The 14,885-nt window shown below is 70.8% G+C and carries 14 protein-coding genes and 1 pseudogene; 2 read left to right on the plus strand and 13 right to left on the minus strand.

The annotated features are described in order from the left end of the window. From VJ693_RS04485 to VJ693_RS04525, 9 genes are all read right to left on the minus strand, one after another. On the minus strand, window positions 1–1,188 hold a 1,188-nt coding region (locus VJ693_RS04485), incomplete at its 3' end, for an FAD/NAD(P)-binding oxidoreductase (RefSeq protein ID WP_324152268.1). A 31-nt stretch (window positions 1,189–1,219) separates the two neighbouring features. Continuing rightward, window positions 1,220–2,626 (minus strand): OmpP1/FadL family transporter, encoded by a 1,407-nt coding sequence (locus VJ693_RS04490; RefSeq protein ID WP_324152269.1) that lies wholly within the window; start codon window positions 2,624–2,626, stop codon window positions 1,220–1,222. A gap of 43 nt (window positions 2,627–2,669) precedes the next feature. Beyond that, the gene (locus VJ693_RS04495) at window positions 2,670–3,305 is read right to left on the minus strand and encodes a Rieske 2Fe-2S domain-containing protein (protein WP_324152270.1); all 636 of its coding nucleotides are present in this window, start codon (window positions 3,303–3,305) and stop codon (window positions 2,670–2,672) included. Then, a complete protein-coding gene (locus VJ693_RS04500; protein ID WP_324152271.1) occupies window positions 3,302–4,162 on the minus strand; it encodes a universal stress protein in 861 nt (286 codons plus the stop codon). Before VJ693_RS04500 ends, VJ693_RS04495 begins: the two co-directional genes overlap by 4 nt. Before the next feature lie 10 nt (window positions 4,163–4,172). Continuing rightward, entirely contained in the window at window positions 4,173–4,622 is a 450-nt protein-coding gene (locus VJ693_RS04505; protein ID WP_324152272.1) for a hypothetical protein, read from the minus strand. Further along, window positions 4,619–5,464, minus strand: a complete 846-nt coding sequence (locus VJ693_RS04510; protein ID WP_324152273.1) for a sulfite exporter TauE/SafE family protein — start codon at window positions 5,462–5,464, stop codon at window positions 4,619–4,621. Before VJ693_RS04510 ends, VJ693_RS04505 begins: the two co-directional genes overlap by 4 nt. Before the next feature lie 179 nt (window positions 5,465–5,643). Then, entirely contained in the window at window positions 5,644–6,573 is a 930-nt protein-coding gene (locus VJ693_RS04515) for a dimethyl sulfoxide reductase anchor subunit family protein (RefSeq protein WP_324152274.1), read from the minus strand. Next, complete coding sequence (locus VJ693_RS04520) at window positions 6,570–7,298, minus strand: 4Fe-4S dicluster domain-containing protein (RefSeq protein WP_324152275.1); 729 nt, start codon at window positions 7,296–7,298, stop codon at window positions 6,570–6,572. The genes VJ693_RS04515 and VJ693_RS04520 overlap by 4 nt, the downstream gene beginning before the upstream one ends. Beyond that, window positions 7,295–10,219 (minus strand): molybdopterin oxidoreductase family protein, encoded by a 2,925-nt coding sequence (locus VJ693_RS04525; protein ID WP_324152276.1) that lies wholly within the window; start codon window positions 10,217–10,219, stop codon window positions 7,295–7,297. Before VJ693_RS04525 ends, VJ693_RS04520 begins: the two co-directional genes overlap by 4 nt. Window positions 10,220–10,500: 281 nt before the next feature. On the opposite strand from VJ693_RS04525, the gene VJ693_RS04530 reads away from it, so the two are divergent. Together VJ693_RS04530 and VJ693_RS04535 are read left to right on the plus strand one after the other, a co-directional pair. Beyond that, window positions 10,501–11,208, plus strand: coding sequence for a sensor histidine kinase (locus VJ693_RS04530; protein ID WP_324152278.1), 708 nt, complete (start codon window positions 10,501–10,503; stop codon window positions 11,206–11,208). Next, a complete protein-coding gene (locus tag VJ693_RS04535; RefSeq protein WP_324152279.1) occupies window positions 11,205–11,906 on the plus strand; it encodes a response regulator in 702 nt (233 codons plus the stop codon). The genes VJ693_RS04530 and VJ693_RS04535 overlap by 4 nt, the downstream gene beginning before the upstream one ends. Here VJ693_RS04535 and cobA read toward each other — a convergent pair. The 4 genes and pseudogenes from cobA to VJ693_RS04555 all read right to left on the minus strand — a co-directional run. Then, window positions 11,887–12,708, minus strand: coding sequence for a uroporphyrinogen-III C-methyltransferase (gene cobA, locus VJ693_RS04540; protein ID WP_324152280.1), 822 nt, complete (start codon window positions 12,706–12,708; stop codon window positions 11,887–11,889). The two genes, VJ693_RS04535 and cobA, sit on opposite strands and share 20 nt — an antisense overlap. A gap of 1 nt (window position 12,709) precedes the next feature. Continuing rightward, window positions 12,710–13,066 carry a TusE/DsrC/DsvC family sulfur relay protein gene (locus VJ693_RS04545; protein WP_324152281.1) on the minus strand — a complete coding sequence of 119 codons (357 nt, stop codon included), beginning with the start codon at window positions 13,064–13,066 and terminating at the stop codon, window positions 12,710–12,712. Between the two features lie 12 nt (window positions 13,067–13,078). After that, window positions 13,079–14,554 carry a cobyrinate a,c-diamide synthase gene (locus VJ693_RS04550; RefSeq protein WP_324152282.1) on the minus strand — a complete coding sequence of 492 codons (1,476 nt, stop codon included), beginning with the start codon at window positions 14,552–14,554 and terminating at the stop codon, window positions 13,079–13,081. A gap of 4 nt (window positions 14,555–14,558) precedes the next feature. Next, window positions 14,559–14,885, minus strand: a pseudogene (locus VJ693_RS04555) (molybdopterin oxidoreductase); the annotation flags it as partial.

Genomic DNA, 14,885 nt, shown 5'->3' on the forward strand with positions numbered 1-14,885 from the left:
GAAGTACTTCTCGAAGGCGATCTTGGCCAGGTGGACCCACTTGCCCTTCTTGAACCAGTTCACGTTGCGCGGCGGGATCTGCGGCAGCGCGACGAAGGCCGCCCCGGTGTCGCCCATGTCGGCCAGGCAGATGGCGTTCCAGGTGGCCTTCTGCGTCGCCGGGCGGCCGGCGATCTCGTCGGCGATGTTGTGGGCCAGTGCGGTGATCATGGTCTCGATCATGTAGCCGGTCTTCGGCGCGCCGCTGGGCACCGGGGTCACCTCCACCGGCGGGATCGCGACGCACACGCCCGCCGAGAAGATGTTGCGGTACTTCTTGCTGCGCTGGTGCTCGTCGATCATGACGAAGCCGCGCGGGTTGCACATGTCGGCCACCGCCGACACGGCATCCACGCCCTTGAAGGCCGGCAGCATCATCGCGAGCTTGAACGGCAGCTCGTGCTCCTTGACCGGCTGGCCGGCGGCATCGACCTCGGTCGTGAAGAGCTTGCCGGGCTCGACCTTGGTCGTCTTCGCGTTGGTGACCCACTTGATGTCGTGGCTGCGCAGCTCGGATTCGAGCATGGCTTTGGAGTCGCCCACGCCGCCCAGGCCCAGGTGGCCGATGTAGGGCTCAGCGGTGACGAAGGTCATCGGCACCTTGTGGCGCAGCTTGCGCTTGCGAAGGTCGGCATCGAGGATCAGCGCGAACTCGTAGGCCGGGCCGAAGCAGCTCGCACCCGGCATCGCGCCGATGATCACCGGGCCGGGGTTGTCGAGGAACTTCTTGTAGTCCTGGAAGAACATCTCGGCGTGGCCGACCGTGCACACCGAGTGGGTGTGGCCGCCGTGCGGGCCGGCGCCGGGCACCTCGTCGAAGCTCAGCTTCGGGCCGGTGGTGATCACCAGGTAGTCGTAGGCCAGCGTGTCGCCACCGTCGAGCGTGAGCTTGCTGTGCTCGGCGTCGATCGCGGTCACCGGCTTGCCGATGAAGGCGATGCCCTTCTTCTCGAGGTACGGGGCGATCGGCAGCGTGACCTGCGAGCGCTCGCGCCAGCCGACGGCCACCCAGGGATTGGACGGCACGAACTGAAAGTAGTCGGTCGCATTGACGACCGTGACGCGGTGCTCCTTGGGCAGCAGCGCGCGCAACTCGTAGGCCGCGGGCATGCCGCCGATGCCGGCGCCCATGATGACCACATGTGCCATGGTTTGTCTCCTTCGTTGCTGCCCGGCGCTTTCAGAACCGGTGGGTGTACATGAGCTGCGCGCTGGTCTGGCGGTGCGACACCTTCACGCCGTCGCCGTTGGTCACGCTGGTGGTCGGGGCGACCACCAGCGATCCATTGAACTCGTTGGCCGGGCTGAACTGCCAGCCCAGGCCGAACGTGGCGTGGTTCTTCACGGTGGCCGGGAACAGCGGATTCACCAGCGCCTCGGGGATCGGGTTGTCAGCCAGGTTCAGGCCAGCGCGCAAGGTCAACTCGGGCATCGCGCGCCACGCCAGCCCCAAGTTCAATACGGTCTGGTCCTTCCAGTCTTGCGCCAGAGCAAAGCTCACTGAACCACCCATGCCGGCGCTGTCGTAGCGCAGCTTGAAGTCCTTCATCACGCCGGACCACGCGATGTGCTTCACGTCGGCGGCGAGCAGTACCGAGGGGGTGGCCTGCCAGCTCGCGCCGATGGCGGTGGTCGCGGGCCACTGGAAATCGACCACGGTGATGCGGCCGGTGTCGGCGAAGCCGCCGAAGGCCGTCATGCTGGCGCCGCCGGCCGAGGTCTTCATGTCCTGCAGCGCCGATTCGATCTGGTACGAGGCGCCCAGCGTCCAGGCGGGGGTCGCCTTGTAGACCACGCCGATCTTGGCGGCCCAGCCGGTCGAAAAGGCCGCGCCGCTGAAATCGCTTGAATTCGAGAAATCGATGCGGGCCCAGGGGGCGCCGGCCAGGGCCGGCAGCGCGGCAGCCAGGTTGCCGCTGGCGGCCGTCACCATCGAGCCGAGCTGCGCGCCGCTGGCGGCCATGCGCATGTCCAGGCTGGCCCACATGTAGTCCAGCGTGCCGCCGATGGCCAGCTCGGGCGTCACCTGCCAGGCCAGCGGGAACAGCAGCCGCCCGACCCCCAGCTCGGAGCGCACCGGCTGCCCGGAGCCCGCGGCGAGGAAGCTGTCGGCGCCGTACTCGGTGCCCATGCCGCCCTGCGCGAACAGGCCCATGCCATAGGTGAGCGCACCCGAGCGGCGGGCGTAGCCGAAGGCGGGCATCACGTAGGACGTGCCGCCGGAATCGGCGCTGCCCATGCCGGGCATCGAGCTCGTCACGTGCGGGCCGAGCACGCCGAGCGCCACGTCCAGCCGCGCGGTGTCGCCCATCAGCGCGAGCGTGGCCGGGTTCTGGGCGAGCGCGGCCGTGCCATGGTCGATCGCCTGCGAGGCCCCGCCCATGCCGGTCGAGATCGGCCCATAACCTTCCATGTTCATGCCATTGGTGGCCCAGGCCGGGCTGGTGGCGAGCGCGGCCAGCGCAGAAAGCAGCCCCCAGGTCCGGGCTGCGCCCGGCCCGCCCCCCGTGGGGGTCAAGGAACTCGGGAGCGGCCCGTCGTTCCTTGAGCAGGTGGGGCGGAAGTGGCGCGGGGTGGTGCGATGCATGGCTTGTCTCCTGTTGTCGTCGTGGGGCGCGGGGGAACCAAAATCACCAGCGGGCCAGCAGTCGCCCGTCGGCGACCCGGGTTTCCCACTGCCGCAGCGGCGCGTTGCCCTTGCCGGTGCACTGGCCGTTGCGGATGTCGAAGCGCCACTCGTGCTTGGGGCAGGTCAGCGTGTGGCCGTCCAGCGCGAGGTGCGGGATGTTGGTGGTCTGGTGCGGGCAGCGGCTGTCGTAGACGCGGTACTCGCCGCCGGCCCGGTGGACGAACAGGCCGTGGTCGTCGCAGTCGACGCGGGTGGATTCGCCTTCGCGCAGGTCCTCGGCCGCCATCACGTCGTGCCACGTGCCCTCGGCCACCGGCGCCGTGAGCGCCTCGGGCGCGAAGCCCGGGATGTCCATCTCGAGGATGATGTCGACGGCCCAGATGATCTTCGTCAGCCCCAGCGCAGGGAAGGCCATCAGCAGCGCATCGAGCACCTCCATCGGCGTGCAGCCGTCGCGCAGCGCGCGCCCGAGGTACTGGCGAAAACCGCGCTCGGTCTGCGAATGGACCTTGGTGATCACCGAGATCAGGTTGCGCGTCTTGGGGTCGAGGTGCTTGCCGCACTCCTTGAGGAACTTCAGGTAGTGGCCGACGGCGTCGGGCCGGGCCTGGGCAAGGTAAGTCAGTGCGTCGCTCATGAGGGAATCGCGGTCGTGGAAGAGGAGGGGACGTGGGAGACGGCCACCAGTACCGGCAGGTCGGCCAGGCCGATGACCTTCTGCGCGACGCCGCCGAGCCAGGCGTGCGCCAGGCTCTCGTCGCCGCGCCGGCCGATGACCAGCAGGTCGGCACCCTGTGCGCGTGCGGCGGCCATGATCTGCTCGTGCGGGCGCCCGCTGCACATCTGCGCATCGAGCCCGACGCCGTAGGCCAGCGCGGTCGACGCAGCACGCTGCAGCGCGTGGTCCGCCAAGGCGACCGTGTCGGCCGCATCGCCCAGCACGCTGAGCGCCGACAGCGGCACGCTGCACTGCGCGGCGATCGCGGCGGCGGTGGACACCGGCGTCATGTCGGTCATCACGGGGTCGACCGCCACCAGCACCCGCCGCGCCCACATGCGCGCCGCACGCGGCACGACCAGCACGCTGCAGGGCGCGTGGGTCACCACGTTGCGCACCATCTCGCCGACCAGCAGGTTGGCGAGCAGGCCGCGCCGGCCGCGCCGGCGGATCACGATGAGGTCGGCCGCCAGGCTCAGCGCCTCGTCGACGATCTCGCGGTACGGCTCGGGGCCGCGCCGTGCATGCAGCGCGAGCGCCACGCCGCCGCGCTGCGCCGCCTCGGCCAGGGCGGCCAGGCGCGTGCGCGCCTGCGCCTCGGCGTGCGCGGCGAGCTCGGGCGCCAGCGCCTCGTACTCGGGGTTGCTGACGATGGGCAGCACGGCGTTCAGCGGCAGCCCGCAGCGCCGGGCGAGGGCGAGCGCCAGCGCCTCGGCGCCGGCGTCGTTCTCGGAGTGTTCGGTCGCCAGCAGCAGCTTGTTGTAGACGTGCTCCATCGGCGCCTCCTCAGTGCCCCACCCGCAGCACGCCGGAGGCGGCCAGCAGCAGCACCGCCACCTCGGCCAGGCACAGGCCGGCATAAACGCGATCGCCGCGCGACGCGAACAGCGGCACCAGCGCCAGCAGCGGCGGCAGCGAGCAGCCGGCGAGCAGCGCGATGCCCAGCAGGTTGGCGATGTCGCCGTGCGCCGCCAGCGCCAGCCAGCCCCAACCGGCCGGGGTGCCGGTGCGCTGGAGGTAGGTGCCGACCGGCAGCGACCACAGATCCGGCAGCCGCGACACCGGCACCTGCGACGGCAACAGCCCGCTCAGGTAGGCCGCGAAGCACAGCAGCAGCAGGCCGAGGCCCGCGCGCGTGCCCCATTCGAGCCAGCGCGCATAGCTGAGCTGTTCAGCGGCCTGTGCGGGGCGCTCGGCGATGGCCGCGAGCTCTTCGACCTGGGCGACCCCATTCACGGCCACACCCCCGTGCCCTTGCCGAGCGCGCGCACGCCGGCGAACAGCAGCAGCGCGATCACCATGCGGCGGATCACGGCGCCGCGCAGCACATGCAGCAGCCGGGCGCCGATGCGGGCACCGAGCATCATGCCGAGGACCGAGGGCACCGCGATCATCGGCAGCACCGCGCCCTGGTTGACATAGACCCAGGCCGCCGACGAATCGACCAGCGACAGCACCAGGCCCGAGCTGCCGGCGGCCACCTTCAAGGGCGCGCCCATCAACAGGTTCAGCGCCGGCACGTTGGCCCAGCCGGCGCCAATGCCGAACATGCCGGCCAGCACGCCGATGCCGGTGAAGACGACCAGGCCGGTGCCGCTGCGGTGCACCTGCCAGTCGACGCGCTGGCCGGTCGCGCCATCGACGAACACACCGTTCAGCGCCAGCGCGGCCGAGAGCCGGTCGGGGGCCGCCACGCGCGGGAACTCGGCATTGCGCGACACCAGCATCAACGCGACGATGCCCAGCACGATCAGGCCGAGCGCGGTCTGCACGGCGGCGGCCGGCATGGCCAGGCCGATCAGCGCACCGGCGATCGAGCTGGCCGAGGCCAGCAGCGCCAGGGGCAACGCCAGGCGCAGGCTGGCCAGCCCGCCACGCAGCAGCGTCGGCGCCGCGGCCAGCGCGCTGGCCAGCGCCACCAGCAGGCCGGCGCCGCGCACGAAATCGAGGTGGAAGGGAAAGAAGCTGCCGACGATCGGCACGAACAGCGTGCCGCCGCCGATGCCCGCCGGCACCGCGACGATGCCCAGCGCAAAGCAGGCGACGAACAGCGACAGGGGCCACACCCACCAGGGCATGGCCGACGCTTGCGCACTGCCGGCGGCCCACGCCGGCGATGCGAGCAGCAGGGCCGCCAGGCCAGCGCCCGCGATGCAGAAAGCCGCCCGAGCCAAGCGGACACCGCGGAACCGGCTTTGCCGGGCCGCTGGTGGCGCCCCCTTGAGGGGGAGGCGCCGTAGGCGCTTCGGGGGTGGGCTCATGAAATCGCTTGGTAATACAGGTTCTGCGGGTGGTTGGCCTGCGCGAAGAAGAACCAGCGCTCGGCCAGCAAGCCGGCGAACTGGACGACGAAGGCGAGGGCAAGCGCCGCGCTCGATCCTGGCGCGGCAGCCAGCAGCGCCGCGGGCAGCACGAAGGCCGCGGCGAGGAAGAACCACTTGACCGAGCGCAGGAAGGCGGCGTTGCGGCCATGGAAGAACTCGCGCGTGTTGAACGAGCCGCCCATGAAGCCTTGCGCGCGCTGCACGACCGCGGGGTGCTTGACGCCGATGGCCGACTGCAGCGTCGATCGCGGCTTCAGCAGCGCATTGCGGCGCAGCGAGGCGGCGCGCGAGGCCAGGCCGGCCAGCGTCAGCCCCAGCGCCGCGGCGGCGAACGGTGCCGCATCGGCTGGCGACAGCCGCAGCGCGACCAGCGCGCTGGCCAGCGTGGCACCCGAGGCGCAGCCCAGCAGCGTGTAGTTCAGCAGCGTCAGCGGGCTCGCCCACTCCTGCAGGAAGCGGATCGACGCATAGATCATCGCGGTGCAGACGAACAATGCCAGGCACAGCACGGTCGCCACGGCGCCGAGCCAGCGGCTGGCCGGCGAGCCCAGCGCGTGTGCGCCGCCCCAGGCGAACACGCCGGCCATGAACAGCGGCAGCGCGATGACCTCGCGCGAGAGCCACGACGTGCGCCACATCGCCGCCGCACGCCAGGCGCGCTCGGGGTGGCCCAGGTGGAAGAACGAAGCCGCGAGGCCGAGGCCGCACAGCACCAGCGACCACGCCGCGCCGACGAAGTACAGCCCCGAGGCCGCCGGACCGGCGGGCACGCCGGCCAGCTCGGCCGCATACAGCGCGAGGAACAGGCCCTGGCCGGCGCCGATCAGCGTGGTCAGGAAGATCACCGAGAACGCCGGATTCATGTCGCGAAGTCCTCCCGTCCCGGGGCGAGCGGCGGGCACTCGGGCTGCTTGCCGTCGAGCTTCAGCGGGTTGTCGATGCGCTGCAGGTCTTCGGCGTGCAGGGTGATCTGCGTCTTGCGGCGTGGCAGGTAGTGGTTGGACGGGCGCGTGCCCCACTCGGGCATCAGCGGGTAGCCGCCGCGTTCGTTGATGGCCACCGACACGGCCGAGGCTGGGTCGTGGATGTCGCCGAACAGGCGTGCGCCGGGCGGGCAGGCCAGAACGCAGGCCGGCTTGCGCTGGGCCTCGGGCAGGTTCTTGTCGGTGACGCGGTCCACGCACAGCGTGCACTTGGTCATCACCTTGCGGTCTTCGTCGAACTCGCGCGCCCCGTAGGGGCAGGCCCACGAGCAGTACTTGCAGCCGATGCACTTGTCGTAGTCGACGAGCACGATGCCGTCTTCGGCCCGCTTGTAGCTCGCGCCGGTGGGGCACACGGGCACGCAGGGCGGATCCTCGCAGTGAAGGCAGCTCTTCGGGAAGTGCACGGTCTGCGTGGCCGGGTAGGTACCCACCTCGAAGGTCTGGACCCGGTTGAAGAAGCTGCCGCTCGGGTCGGCGCCATAGGGGTCGAGGTCGGTCAACGGGCCGGCGGCGCCCGAGGTGTTCCACTGCTTGCAGCTCGTCACGCAGGCGTGGCAGCCGACGCAGACGTTCAGGTCGATGACCAGGGCGAGCTGGGTCATTTCTCCACCTTCATCTTCCCGGCCATCCAGCCTCGGCGCTTCGGCGCAGCCGCGCCCATGCCGGGCACGGCGTGCATCGCCTCGAACTGCGGCGAGGTCTCGGCCGGCTCATCAGGCCCCGCGGGGGTGATGCGCACCCGCACGTCGTACCAGGCGGCCTGGCCGGTGATGGGGTCGGAGTTCGACAGCGGGCCGCTGCCGTTCGCCCCGGGCAGTTCCTCGCTGATCAGGTGATTCAGCAGGAAGCCGCGGCGCGATTCGTTGGCGTCGGGTGCGAGTGCCCAGGCGCCTGCGGCCTTGCCGATGGCGTTCCAGGTCCACACCGTGCCGGGCTCGACCGCCTCGGAGTGGCGGCACATGCAGCGCACCTTGCCCCAGGGCGATTCGACCCACATCCAGCCGCCGTCGGCGATGCCGGCGGCCAGCGCGGTCTTCGTGTTGACGAACAGGTAGTTGTGGGTGTGGATCTGGCGCAGCCAGGCGTTCTGCGAATCCCACGAGTGGTACATCGCCATGGGCCGCTGCGTCACCGCGTTGAGCGGGTAGCGCTGCGTGTCGGTGGCCTGCTGCTCGAGCGGCGCGTAGTAGAAGGGCAGCGGGTCGAAGTAGGTCTGCACGCGCTGGCGCAGCCGGTCCGGCGGCTGCTTTCCGGGGTGCTTGCCTTGCGCGGCGAGGCGGAAGCGCTGCAGGAACTCGGAGTACAGGTGGATCACGATCGGGTCGCGGTCACGCCGCAGGCCCGCCTGCTGCGCCCAGTCCATGTAGCCCTGGTTCCAGTTGCGCATGTACTGCAGCGAGGGCGACAGCCGGTGGTGGAAGACGCAGTTGTTCTTCTCGTACATCTCCCACTGGCGCGGGTTGGGCTCGCCGCGCATCGCCTTCTCGCCGCCCTTGCCACGCCAGCCGGCGAGAAAGCCGATGCCCGAGCCGGGCGCCGTCTCGTAGTTGACGATGAAGTCGGGGTAGTCGCGGTACTTGCGCGTGCCGTCGGCATGCACGAAGGCCGGCAGCTTCAGGCGCGAGGCCAGCTCGACCAGCACCTCCTGGAAGGGCTTGCACTGGCCGGTCGGCGGCAGCACGGGGATGCGCACCGAATCGACCGGGCCGTCGAACTCGCTGATGGGCCGGTCCAGCATCGACATGCAGTCATGCCGCTCGAGGTAGCTCGTGTCCGGCAGCAGCAGGTCGGCATAGGCCGTCATCTCGCTGCGGAAGGCATCGCAGACGACCAGGAAGGGGATCTTGTACTCGCCGTCCTCACCCTTGTCGTTGAGCATTCGGCGGACCTCGGACGTGTTCATCGTCGAGTTCCAGGCCATGTTGGCCATGAAGATCAGCAGCGTGTCGATCGGGTACGGGTCACCACGCCAGGCGTTGGTGATCACGTTGTGCATCAGCCCGTGAGCCGAGAGCGGGTGCTCCCACGAGAAGCCCTTGTCGATGCGCACCGGCTCGCCCTGCGCATCGACGAAGAGGTCGTCCGGCCCCTCGGGCCAGCCGAGCGGCGCGCCGTTCAGCGGCGTGTCGGGCTTCACTGCCTCGGGGCTCTTGGGCGGCCGCGCGTTCGGTGGCACCGCACGCGGGTAGGGCGCCTTGTGGCGAAAGCCGCCCGGCCGGTCGATCGTGCCGAGCAGGCTCATCAGGATCGCCAGCGTGCGGATCGTGTGAAATCCGTTGCTGTGCGCCGCGAGGCCTCGCATCGCGTGGAAGGCCACCGGGTTGCCGGTGACGGTGTCGTGGCGGCGGCCCCAGCAGTCGGTCCAGGCGATCGGCAGCTCGATCGTGTGGTCGCGCGCGGTGATGCCCATCTCCTGCGCCAGGCGCCGGATGGTCGCCGCCGGGATTCCGGTGATGCCCGCGGCCCACTCGGGCGTGTAGGGCTTGACGCGCTCTTCGAGCAGCTGGAAGGCCGGCACGGCGGGCGTGCCGTCCGGCATGGCGAAATGGCCGAGCAGGGCCGGGTCGGCGCCGGGCGCGTGGTCGGCCACCGGGCGGTTCGTCAGCCGGTCCCACCACCAGAAGTTGTGCGGCCGCAAGGGGTTGACGATGTCGCCCTCGGCATTGCGCAGCATCAGGCCGAATTCGTCGCTCGACGCGTCCTGGTTCACCAGTTGGCCGGCGTTGGTGTAGCGGGCGATGAACTCGCGGTCGTACAGGCCCAGCGCGATGATCTCGTGCACCAGCGCCAGCAGCAGCGCGCCGTCGGTGCCGGGCTTGATCGGCACCCATTCGTCGGCGATGGCCGCGTAGCCGGTGCGAACCGGGTTGATCGCGATGAACTTGCCGCCCTGGCGCTTGAACTTGGCCAGTTCCACCTTCATCGGGTTGCTGTGGTGATCTTCGGCGGTGCCGATCATCACGAACAGCTTGGCGCGGGCGAGGTCGGGGCCGCCGAACTCCCAGAATGAGCCGCCGATCGTGTAGATCATCCCCGCGGCCATGTTCACCGAGCAGAAGCCGCCGTGCGCCGCATAGTTCGGCGTGCCGAACTGGCGCGCGAATAGGCCGGTGAGCGCCTGCATCTGGTCGCGCCCGGTGAAGAGGGCGAACTTCTTCGGGTCGGTCGCGCGCAGGTGGCGCAGCCGGTCTTCCAGCATCGAGAAGGCTTCGCTCCACTCGATCTCGACGAACTCGCCCGCGCCGCGCTCGGTGCCCGGCTTGCGCTTGAGTGGTTTCGTCAACCGGGCCGGCGAATACTGCTTCATGATCCCCGACGAGCCCTTGGCGCAGATGACGCCGTGGTTCAGCGGGTGATCGGGGTTGCCCTCGATGTAGCGCACCTGCGGGCCCTCGTCGCCGTGCCGCAGGTGAACGCGGATGCCGCAGCGGCAGGCGCACATGTAGCAGGTGGTGTTGCGCACCTCTGTGCGCGCGCCGGGCAGGGGCGGGGCGGTCGGGTCGTGCAGCGGTGTGGCCGGCATCGTGGGTGGGTGTGTATGGGCCGACCGGCATCGGCCGACCCTTGTCTCTGCCGGTCATTAGGCGCAAGCGGGCCGGGGGCCGTCCATCACCGTGACGGGTGATGACCCTGTAACCCTTATGGGGGATACGCGCGCCGCTGCGGCTGATTTGATGCAGGTCAATCGGCGCCGGGGTCGGCGGCCGAACACTGGATCCAATGGGTGCTCATATACCGTCAAGGGTATAGGGGTGAGGCCCGATGGCGCCCCGGCGAACGGGGTGGTGCAATGAGCCCGCGGCCATGAACGAACCGACCATCCGCATCATCGAAGACGACACCGCCTGCCCGGTGGATGAGCACCAGTGCGCGACCGTGATTCACCAGCGCCGCATGATGGCGGCCGAGGTGCACGATTCGATCGCCCAGACCCTGACCTTCGTCAAGATGCGCCTGCCGCTGCTCGAAGATGCGCTGCAGGCGCACGACGAGGCCTCCGCGCACCGCTACCTGGCGGATATCCGCGATGCGGTCGGCGAGGCGCACACCAGCCTGCGCGAGATCGTCACCCACCTGCGCGCTCCCGCCGACCCACGCGGCCTCGCGCCGGCGCTGCTGGGCCTAGCCGAGCGCTTTCGCGAGCGCAGCGGGGTCGCCTTGCAGGTGGCCAACGCGATGCCGTCGCTGTCGCTCGGGCCGGAGCGGGAGTCCGAGCTGTTCCACATCGTGCAGGAGGCGCTGGCGAACATCGAGCACCACGCCGCGGCGCGCCACGCCTGGCTGCGCATCGATCCGCTGCCCGCCGGGGGCGTGCGGGTGTGCATCGACGACGACGGCGTCGGCCCGCGCCCGCCGGCGAGCGACGGCCGCGCGCACCACGGCCTGTCGATCATGGACGAGCGGGCGCACCGGCTGGGCGGTGCGCTGCAGGTTGCCGCGCGGCCCGGCGGCGGCACCCGGGTGCGGCTGATCGTGCCGGCATCGACGGCCCCGCGGGGAGCGATGCAATGAGCGTCGACGAAGCCCGCCCGCTGAGCGTCGTCCTCGTCGACGACCATTCGCTGTGCCGCAACGGGCTGACCGACCTGCTGCAGCACCGCGGCGGCATGCGGGTGGCGGCCTCGACCGGCGATGCGTCCAAGGTGTGCGGCCTGCTGCGCGAGCACCAGCCCGATCTGCTGGTGCTGGACCTGCGCATGCCCATGGGGGACGGCCTGTCGGTGCTGCGGCAGATCCGCGCCGAGGGCATCGACACGCCGGTGCTGATCCTGACGATGAGCGATGCGCAGGACGACCTCGCCGCGGCGCTGCACGCCGGCGTGCGCGGCTACCTGCTGAAGGACATGGAACCCGAGGACGTGATCGCCTCGATCGGCCGCGCCGCGCGCGGCGAGCTGGTGGTGGCGCCCGCGCTGACGCTGAAGCTCGCGCAGATGCTGCAAGGCGGCCGGCCCGGCCAGGAGCGGCAGGACCTGCTGGCCTCGCTGACCGAGCGCGAGCGCGAGATCCTCGAGCACCTGGCGCGCGGCGAGAGCAACAAGACGATCGCCCGCGCACTCGACATCAGTCACGACACTGTCAAGCTGCATGTGCGGCACATCCTGACCAAGCTGAACCTGAGCTCGCGCGTCGAGGCGGCGGTGCTGGCAGTGGAGCAGCGCGGGGCGTCGGCGGGCGGCGACAGCCTGTTCAGGCGCACGCCGCGCTGAGCACCGGCGCCGGCTCGAACCAGGCCAGCTGCTCGCGCAGGCGAACCACCTCGCCGACGATCGTCAGGCAGGGCGAACGCAGCCCGGCGGCCTGCACGCGCGCGGCCAGGTCGGCCAGCGTGCCCGTGACCACGCGCTGTGCGGCCGTCGTGCCCTGCTGTACCACCGCCGCCGGGGTTTCCGGCGACAGGCCGTGCGCGGCGAGCTGCGTGCAGATGCGTGGCAGGGCGGCCAGGCCCATGTAGATCACCAGGGTCTGCTGCGGCTGCGCGAGCGCGGCCCAGTCGGGCTCGGGGCCGCCTTCCTTGACATGGCCGGTGACGAAGCTGCACGACTGGGCATGGTCGCGGTGGGTCAGCGGGATGCCCGCATAGGCCGACACGCCGCAGGCCGCGGTGATGCCCGGCACCACCTCGAATTCGATGCCCGCCTCGGCCAGGGCCTGCGCCTCTTCACCGCCACGCCCGAAGACGAAGGGATCGCCGCCCTTTAGCCGCACGACCTGCCGGCCCTGGCGCGCGAGCCGCACCAGCAGCGCGTTGATCTCGTCCTGCTCCATCGTGTGGCGCTGGCGCTGCTTGCCGGCATCGATGACCTGCGCGCGGGGGGCGATCAGTGCCTGCACCTCGGCCGAAACGAGCTGGTCCAGCACGACGACCTCGGCCTGGGCCAGCAGGCGCGCGGCGCGCAGCGTCAGCAGATCGGGGTCGCCCGGGCCGGCGCCGACGAGGTAGACGCGGCCGGGGCGGGCGCCGGCACCGGGGCGCAGCAGCGAGCGGGGCAGGTCGACGCAGGCATTCATATCAGTGTTCGCCTTTCGTTCGCAACAGTCCAGCCAGGCGGTTGCCCTGCTTCTGCGGGCCCCCGCGCGGAAACATCGTGTGCAGGTGGTGGTTGTTGCCGCGCGCCGGGCCCCAGGCCGCGGTGAAGTGGCGGATCATCACCCGCACCTGGGCCTGCACGCCGTGCTCGGCGTAGTAGGCGCGCAGGAAGCGGATCAGCTCCCAGTGCGCCGGTGTCAATGTCAGACCCTCACGCTGCGCGAGCGCCTCGGCGAAGCCCTCGGACCAGTCGCCCAGGCGCTTCAGGTAACCCTCGGAGTCGACTGCGATCGGCCGGCCCGAGACCATCACCACGTCCTGCTGCAGCGTGTCGTTCATCGTGTGGCTCCTTCAGGCCAGGCGCAGCGCATGCGCCGGGGCGGGCGTGTGCGCTGCATGCTGCGGTGCGCGAGTGGCCTGCACCTCCCGCACGAAGGCGATGAAGCGCCGCGGCCAGTCGTTGCCGCCGGTGTGGCGCTGGTGCATGTAGCTGGCCAGCAGGTGGTGGATGCGCACGCCGTCGCGCTGGCCGTCGACACCATGGCCACGCAGCACGCGGTAGGCCATCGGCACATCGGGATCGAGGTTCTCGAGGCTCGAGTGGTGAAACTCGTGGCCGGCGCGCGCGATCGTGCCACCGCCACCCGCCACGTCGGGCCAGGCGAGGCCCGGCACTTCCTCCCACCGCACATAGCCGCGGCCGACCGGGCGGGCGTGCATGACGGCATCGCCCGGGATCACGCCCACCATCTGCGCGCTGCGCCCGTTCCAGTTCAGGCTGCGCGCGAGGTACATCAGGCCGCCGCATTCGGCGTAGGCGGGCAGGCCGTCGACGATGGCGCGGTGGATCTCGGTGCGCAGCGAGACGTTGGCCTCCAGCTCGGCCATGAACAGCTCGGGGAAGCCGCCGCCGATGAACAGGCCATCGAGCGCCGGCGGCAACTGTGCATCGGCCAGCGTGTCGAAGGGCACGAGCTCGGCGCCCTCGGCTTCGAGGGCGGCGAGGTCGTCGGGGTAGTAGAAGCCGAAGGCCTTGTCGCGGGCGATGCCGATGCGCAACGGACCGCGCGCATGGCCCAGTGACGAGGAGGCACGCGGCAGCGGCGGCGGTTCGGCCATCGGCGTTCGGCGGGCGGCCAGCGCCAACACGCCGGCCAGATCGACCTGCTCGCCGATGAGGCGGCCCATGGCCTGCACGCGGGCCGACGCATCGTCCAGCTCGCGGTCGGGCATCAGCCCGAGGTGGCGCTCGACCAGCTCCAGCCGCGGGTCGGCCTGCACGGCGCCGAGCACCGGCAGGTCGGTGTAGTGCTCGATCACCGCGCGCAGCTTGGCCTCGTGGCGGCTGCCGCCGAGCTGGTTCAGGATCACGCCGCCGATGTGCACCTCGCGGTCGAAGGCCTGGTAGCCGAGGATCAGCGGGGCGATGCCGCGCGTCATGCCGCGCGCGTCGATCACCAGCAGCACCGGCAGACCGAGCTGCTTGGCCAGCGCCGCGTTGCAGTTGCTGCCGTCCAGCGCGAGGCCATCGTGCAGGCCCTTGTTGCCCTCGACGAGGCAGACATCGGCATCGCGGCCGCGCTGCGCGACGCTGCGCTCGATCTCGTCGCTCGCCATCAGCATCGGGTCGAGGTTCAGGCACGGGCGGCCGGCGGCGAGGCCCAGCCACATCGGGTCGATGTAGTCCGGCCCCTTCTTGAATGGCTGCACAGCCAGCCCGCGTGCGCGCAGCGCGGCGGCCAGGCCGAGCGTCACGGTCGTCTTGCCGGACGACTTGTGCGCGGCGGCCACAAGTACGGCGGGGGTCGGCAGGGCGGGCGTGGTCATCGCATCAGTCCTTGCCTGCGAGCGCCGGCAGATCGTCCTGCGGCAGAAAGTCGAGCACGCGCACGCCGATGGTGGTCAGCACGAAGGCCGCACCGAGGCCGCCGAAGCCGAGCAGCCACTCGGGCAGGCTGGGCACATAGGCCGCGACCGTGCCGTCGCCGAAGGAACTGCTGACTTCGTAGCCGGGGAAGATCTCGAGCGGGAAGGCCTGGCCGCCGACGATGAAGACGAACAGCAGCGCGAAGGCCCCCAGCACGACCAGCACGCTGGCCGCCAGCGTGGCGCGCGGCTGCGCCAGGCGCGGGCCGAACAGCAGGATCATCGGCACGAT

Source organism: Ideonella sp. (assembly GCF_035254525.1).
Taxonomy (GTDB): domain Bacteria; phylum Pseudomonadota; class Gammaproteobacteria; order Burkholderiales; family Burkholderiaceae_C; genus Ideonella.

Excerpts from the sequence above, each read along its gene's own strand:
- VJ693_RS04500 (WP_324152271.1), bottom strand. The coding sequence starts at position 4,162 with ATGGAGCACGTCTACAACAAGCTGCTGCTGGCGACCGAACACTCCGAG.
- VJ693_RS04525 (WP_324152276.1), bottom strand. The coding sequence starts at position 10,219 with ATGCCGGCCACACCGCTGCACGACCCGACCGCCCCGCCCCTGCCCGGC.
- VJ693_RS04495 (WP_324152270.1), bottom strand. The coding sequence starts at position 3,305 with ATGAGCGACGCACTGACTTACCTTGCCCAGGCCCGGCCCGACGCCGTC.
- VJ693_RS04520 (WP_324152275.1), bottom strand. The coding sequence starts at position 7,298 with ATGACCCAGCTCGCCCTGGTCATCGACCTGAACGTCTGCGTCGGCTGC.
- cobA (WP_324152280.1), bottom strand. The coding sequence starts at position 12,708 with ATGAATGCCTGCGTCGACCTGCCCCGCTCGCTGCTGCGCCCCGGTGCC.
- VJ693_RS04550 (WP_324152282.1), bottom strand. The coding sequence starts at position 14,554 with ATGACCACGCCCGCCCTGCCGACCCCCGCCGTACTTGTGGCCGCCGCG.
- VJ693_RS04490 (WP_324152269.1), bottom strand. The coding sequence starts at position 2,626 with ATGCATCGCACCACCCCGCGCCACTTCCGCCCCACCTGCTCAAGGAAC.
- VJ693_RS04515 (WP_324152274.1), bottom strand. The coding sequence starts at position 6,573 with ATGAATCCGGCGTTCTCGGTGATCTTCCTGACCACGCTGATCGGCGCC.
- VJ693_RS04545 (WP_324152281.1), bottom strand. The coding sequence starts at position 13,066 with ATGAACGACACGCTGCAGCAGGACGTGGTGATGGTCTCGGGCCGGCCG.
- VJ693_RS04510 (WP_324152273.1), bottom strand. The coding sequence starts at position 5,464 with ATGCCCTGGTGGGTGTGGCCCCTGTCGCTGTTCGTCGCCTGCTTTGCG.
- VJ693_RS04535 (WP_324152279.1), top strand. The coding sequence starts at position 11,205 with ATGAGCGTCGACGAAGCCCGCCCGCTGAGCGTCGTCCTCGTCGACGAC.
- VJ693_RS04530 (WP_324152278.1), top strand. The coding sequence starts at position 10,501 with ATGAACGAACCGACCATCCGCATCATCGAAGACGACACCGCCTGCCCG.